4 protein-coding genes and 1 pseudogene are annotated in these 5,025 nt (G+C 67.0%); 1 reads left to right on the top strand and 4 read right to left on the bottom strand.

Features of this window, described 5'->3' with window-relative positions:
* On the top strand, nucleotides 1–1,484 hold a 1,484-nt coding region (locus WAW17_RS10525), incomplete at its 5' end, for a heavy metal translocating P-type ATPase (RefSeq protein ID WP_422332927.1).
* Nucleotides 1,485–1,490: 6 nt separating this feature from the next.
* Here the strand turns inward: WAW17_RS10525 and WAW17_RS10520 are convergent.
* The 4 genes and pseudogenes from WAW17_RS10520 to WAW17_RS10505 all read right to left on the bottom strand — a co-directional run bounded on the left by WAW17_RS10520 (nucleotide 1,491) and on the right by WAW17_RS10505 (nucleotide 4,857).
* Nucleotides 1,491–2,156, bottom strand: a complete 666-nt coding sequence (locus WAW17_RS10520; RefSeq protein ID WP_422332926.1) for a sterol desaturase family protein — start codon at nucleotides 2,154–2,156, stop codon at nucleotides 1,491–1,493.
* Entirely contained in the window at nucleotides 2,153–2,890 is a 738-nt protein-coding gene (locus WAW17_RS10515) for a FadR/GntR family transcriptional regulator (protein ID WP_422332925.1), read from the bottom strand. The genes WAW17_RS10520 and WAW17_RS10515 overlap by 4 nt, the downstream gene beginning before the upstream one ends.
* Nucleotides 2,891–2,942: 52 nt before the next feature.
* Nucleotides 2,943–4,076: pseudogene (locus tag WAW17_RS10510) on the bottom strand (lipase family protein).
* A gap of 151 nt (nucleotides 4,077–4,227) precedes the next feature.
* The gene (locus tag WAW17_RS10505) at nucleotides 4,228–4,857 is read right to left on the bottom strand and encodes a TetR/AcrR family transcriptional regulator C-terminal domain-containing protein (protein WP_422332924.1); all 630 of its coding nucleotides are present in this window, start codon (nucleotides 4,855–4,857) and stop codon (nucleotides 4,228–4,230) included.
* Between the last annotated feature and the right edge of the window lie 168 nt (nucleotides 4,858–5,025).

Here is a 5,025-nt window from a genome sequence, read left to right as displayed (position 1 = left end):
TCTCCGGCCTGTCCCTCGCCTCCCGCATCGGAGTGGTGATCCGCAGCGGCGGTGCCCTCGAAAACCTCGGTCACGCCACCACCCTGGTGATGGACAAGACCGGCACGTTGACCAGCGGACGGCCGACCGGCGCAGACGTCGTCGTTGCCCCGGACCGTTCCGCCACCGAGGTGCTCCGGCTCGCGGCATCAGCCGATCAACTCTCCCCGCACGTGCTCGCCGAGGCGATCGTGCAGGAGGCGAAGATGCGTGACCTGCCGCTGTCGATGCCGGCCGACGTCGACGAGGAGGCCGGGACCGGAGTCATCGCCACCGTGGACGGACACCGCGTCACGGTCGGGACCCTCACCCTCCCCGCGGATGCGCCGGCGTGGGCGCGGGCGGTGCTCAGCCGCGCCGCCCTCGACGGAGCAGTCGTCGCATGGGTGACGGTGGACGGCACCCTCGCGGGTGCAGTACTGCTCGTGGATCCGCTGCGTCGCGATGCGTCCCGCACTCTGCGACGGCTGCGTTCGGCCGGCCTGAATCGGCTGGTCATGCTCACCGGCGACCGCCACGAACCCGCCGAACAGGTCGGTTCCGTCCTCGGCCTCGACGGTGTCTACGCCGAACAGACCCCGGCCGACAAGGTCGCCGGTGTTCGCTCCGAACGGGACTCCGCGGTGACGGTGATGGTGGGTGACGGCGTCAACGATGCACCCGCCCTGGCCGCGGCGACCGTCGGGGTCGCGATGGGGGCGCGTGGGTCGACGGCGAGTTCGGAGGCTGCGGACATCGTGCTCACCACCGACCGTCTCGACCGGCTCGCCGACGCCATGGAGATCGCTCGCCGATCCCGCCGCATCGCCGTGCAGAGCGCGAGCGTGGGAATGGGACTGTCACTGGTGGCGATGGGATTCGCGGCGTTCGGGCTGCTTCCCCCGGCGGCGGGCGCGCTCCTGCAGGAGGGCATCGACGTCGCCGTGATCCTCAACGCATTGCGCGCACTGCGCGTCGACCCGGGCCGGATGGTGACGGTCCCCGGCGACACCGAGGTCATGCTGCGCAGGTTCTCCGCCGAACATGACGTGATGCGCGACGACCTGTCGATCCTGCGTCAGACCGCTCAGTTGCTTGCAACCGGTGACCTCGACCAGGCCCACTTGTCGTTGCGCCGTGCGGACACCTTTCTCTTCGGCACGCTGCTGCCGCACGAGCAGGCCGAGGACAGCGAGTTGTATCCGGCCCTGGCCGCGCCGCTCGGCAGCGGGGAGGCTACCGCCACGATGAGCCGGATGCACGCCGAAATCGACCGGCTCAGCCGCCGGTTGCGCACCCATCTCGAACAGGCCGATGCCGCCGGGGGACTGAGCGCCGATCAGTCCGACGACCTGCTGGCCTGTCTGTATGGTCTGTCTGCTCTGCTGCGGCTGCATTTCGTGCAGGAGGAGGAGAACTACTTCACCCTCGCACCCGAAACCGAGCGGACTCGCGACCCGGCGTGACGGGCGCTACGCGCTCTGCGCGTGCAGATTTCGGGCCGTCGGCGACTTCTCGACCGATTCGGGATCCGGGGCGGTGCCGAGTACGCGATCGGCGGTGCCCGAGGTGGTGACGGTGAACCAGTAGTGTTCGTTCCTGTAGTGGTGGTGCCGGTGGTTGCGCCAGATGGCTCGGTAGAGGCGCGAATTCGGCCGGTAGTCGCTGTGGATGAGGTAGTGGGTCCATTCGTAGACCATGCCGAGCACACTCAGAGTCACGAGGAATGTCAACCCGAGGCCCGGGCGCGGGAACGCCAGCAGCGCCACGGCAATGAGCGTGGGAATGAGCAACGTCAAGGTCTGCCACGGAATGAACACCAACGGCACGTCGCGGGGATCGACATGGTGCTCACGATGTTTGCGGGCGAGCAGCGAGTCCACCGTGACGCCGAGGATCCGCCGCGGCTTCCAGTGCAGGATGCACACGTGGATGACCCATTCGGCGAAGGGGAACACTGCCAGCATCACCAGCGGAACCGCGGCGTCGGTCACCTCCCAGTCGCCCACCACGGCCCGGGCCACGACGGCGACCAGCAGCATGCCCCCGATCATCCACGGCGACGGGTGACGCCGGAACTGATCGGCGGCATCGCGCAAACTGGCAGATCTACGGTGCACGGAAGGTTTCGTACTCATGAGTCCTTCTCCGAATCGGGGGCTTGCAATGCATCGATGACGGCGGTGAGGGCCGCAGTCCCGAGGTCCAGAAGTGTGGTGGCCGTCTGCGTCGCAGCGTCTTCGTCGTGTGTAGAAATGGCTTCCGCCAAGCGGTGATAGAGGTCGCTGCGGCCGACCTCGGCCACCATGACCGTGGCCATGGCCGTCATCGTCGGTTCATAGGCTTTTCGCAGGCTGTTGAAGATGAGCCGGAACGCGATGGAGTCGGCGGCATCGACCACATGCTCCCAGAACGCGAGGGCGTCCACCTGTTGGGCGACGGGGTCACCGTCCGACGCAAGGGTTTCCGCCGCCTCCCGGAGGGCGGTGGCCGACTCGGCGGTGGCCCTGCTCGCGGCGAGCCGGGCCACTTGCGTGCCTATCATCCTGCGGGCCTCGAGAACGCTGCGGGCGACCGCCCAGTCGGGTTGCCCGTCGCGGATCAGCAATTGCGACAACAGTTCCGGTCCGGCGTGACGCCGGAAATCTCTGACCGAGGTGGCATCGCCCTGCCGGACGTCGACGAGTCCCGCCTGTGCGAGCTTCTGGATCGCTTCTCGCACTGCGGGCCGGGACACGCCGAACGCTTCGGCGAGTCGACGCTCGCTGGGCAGGGCCGCGCCCGCAACGAGATCGCCCCCGAGGACTCGGGCGGTGATCTGGTCGAAGACCTCGCTGGACGCGGATTTCCGCGCGATCGGCTCGAACATCATGCGTCGACGTTAAGCGGTAATGGGTAAGAGGTCAAGTGGTAAGACCAGTTGGTCAGGGCTCGGCGAACAGACTCTTCACAAAGGGTGTGGAGTCCGGAACGGACGCGGCCATTGTCGCGATGTGACCGGTGAGATACGTCTTGAAGACGAAGTTCTGGCGGTTCGCCGCCATCTCGGCGGCCAATGCGAACGCGAAGGGTGCGGGCACCATCTCGTCCAGCAGGCCCTGTCCGATGAAGAGGGGTCGCTCATAACCCTGGGTGGGGATCCCGAGCATCTGGCGGATCGCGTCGAGGAGGCGGGGCTCACCGAGTGGCCGCGACAGGAGATCGCCGATCGAGACTCCCTGGAGTTGAGGTGCGGCCTCGGCGTAGCACTGTGTCTCCACCCGGTCGAGCACCTCGATTCCGAGGGGACTGAGGTACCGGTTCAACTCCAAGTCGGGTCGCGCTGCTCGCAAACCCGTGAGGGCGTACGCGATGAACAGTGTGGTGCCGACCAACGGCAACTCCGGGAAGCCCGGACCCGCCAGTGGTGCGAGATGCTCGAGGTTGGATGGCGCTCCGGTGGCCACGGCGCCCCTGAAATCGAGTTCCGGAGCGTATTTTGTGGCGATGGCTGCGGCAGCGAGAGTCGCGTGACCGCCCTGGGACTGGCCGATGGCCACCCATTTGTCGGAGAGCGATGGCTCCACGGCGCGTGCCGCACGCACCATGTCGATCACGCTGTGCGCCTCGGAAGGACCGTCCAGGTACGGGTGCACGCCCGGTGTGCCGAGTCCGATGTAATCGGTCGCGACGATGGCGTACCCCTGATCGAACCAGTGCCGGATGTAGGGCCCGATCATCCTGCCCGTCACGGTCGGCGCGCACTTGTCGGCGACGCCCTCCGTCCCGTGTGCCCACGAGACCACGGGCCAGCCACCCGCGGGCGGTTAGCCGGGCGGAACGAAGATGGCGCCGGTGCTGGTCGCCGGTTGATTCAGCGGTCCGGTGGACCAGTACGTCACCAGCGACGCGTCCACCATCCCTGGGGGGATCTTGCTCGCCGGCATCGGTGAGTACGACACCACCGTGCCGGGAGAATTCCCGGCGGCCGGGTCGGCGAGAGCGGGAATCGCCGGCAGCAACGCGGTGAGTGCGACCGCGACCGCAATTCCGGTGCAGCGGTGAAAGAGTGATCTCATCGTTCCGCCCCTTCGACGCCCCGCCCGTTCGACACTTCGCCCGTTCGACACTTCGCCCGTTCGACACTTCGCCCTTTCGACACTGCGCCCTTTCGACGTCGTGGGTGTCGATGTGGGTGGCTCTTACGACGTCGCTCTCATTGTGCGCGTGTCACGCGGGACGTGCCGGGTCTTTCAGCCGAGCCCGTATCCCGTCGACGAACAGGGAGAGGCCGAAGTCGAAGCGCACCGCCGGATCGCCGTCCCGGAGATCCTCGTCGTACGCCGCGATCGCCGAGTCGGGGGCGTCGGGTGACAGGGCTCCGCGGGTGAGTGCGCCGATCGATTCCATCTGCGCGCGGGACTGCTCGTCCACGGTGTGCCCGAGGACGTAGTAGAGCAACGAGTACGAGGCGAGCTCGGCATGTTCGCGCGACAGCCCGGACCGTCGCCCCGCTGCGGCGAAACTTTCCCGGACGCGCGAATTCGTCATCCGCGACGCGTAGGTCGCGGAGGCCAGTTCGGCACCGTCCCGGTGCGACAGCAGGGCCGAGCGCAGTCGATGTGCCAGTTCGACGAAGTTCTCGTCCCATTCGTCGGCGGTGACCGGGGCGTCGACGTCTTCGAGGATTCTGTCGGCAATCGCGCCGAGGAGGGTCTGCTTGTTGGGGAAGTGCCAGTACAGCGCGCCCGGTTGCACTCCGAGGGAGGTTGCGAGCCGGCGCATCGTGAGGTCGGCCAGGCCGAACTCGTCGAGGATCGCCAGGGCGCCGTCGAGAACGTCGCCGCGTCGCAATTGCACTATTCGATCTCCTGACTTGTGAGAGCCCCGTTCGGTGGCGCTTTGACAGTATTCCACCACGGATCTAACGTGAACACCGTTCAACTTGTACGGTGTTCAAGTTCCAGTTCTCGAAGATGTTCCAGCCACCATGTCGATCCACTGCACGTGATCGGCCCGGTCTCCAGG

Source organism: Rhodococcus sp. (in: high G+C Gram-positive bacteria), from assembly GCF_049286785.1.
Lineage (GTDB): Bacteria > Actinomycetota > Actinomycetes > Mycobacteriales > Mycobacteriaceae > Rhodococcus_F.
The sequence above is the reverse complement of the archived record's forward strand: the minus strand, read 5'-3'. Positions and strand labels throughout refer to the sequence as shown.

Bases quoted from the DNA above. Each gene is read 5' to 3' on its own strand.
- WAW17_RS10520 (WP_422332926.1), bottom strand. From the start codon at position 2,156: ATGAGTACGAAACCTTCCGTGCACCGTAGATCTGCCAGTTTGCGCGAT.
- WAW17_RS10515 (WP_422332925.1), bottom strand. From the start codon at position 2,890: ATGATGTTCGAGCCGATCGCGCGGAAATCCGCGTCCAGCGAGGTCTTC.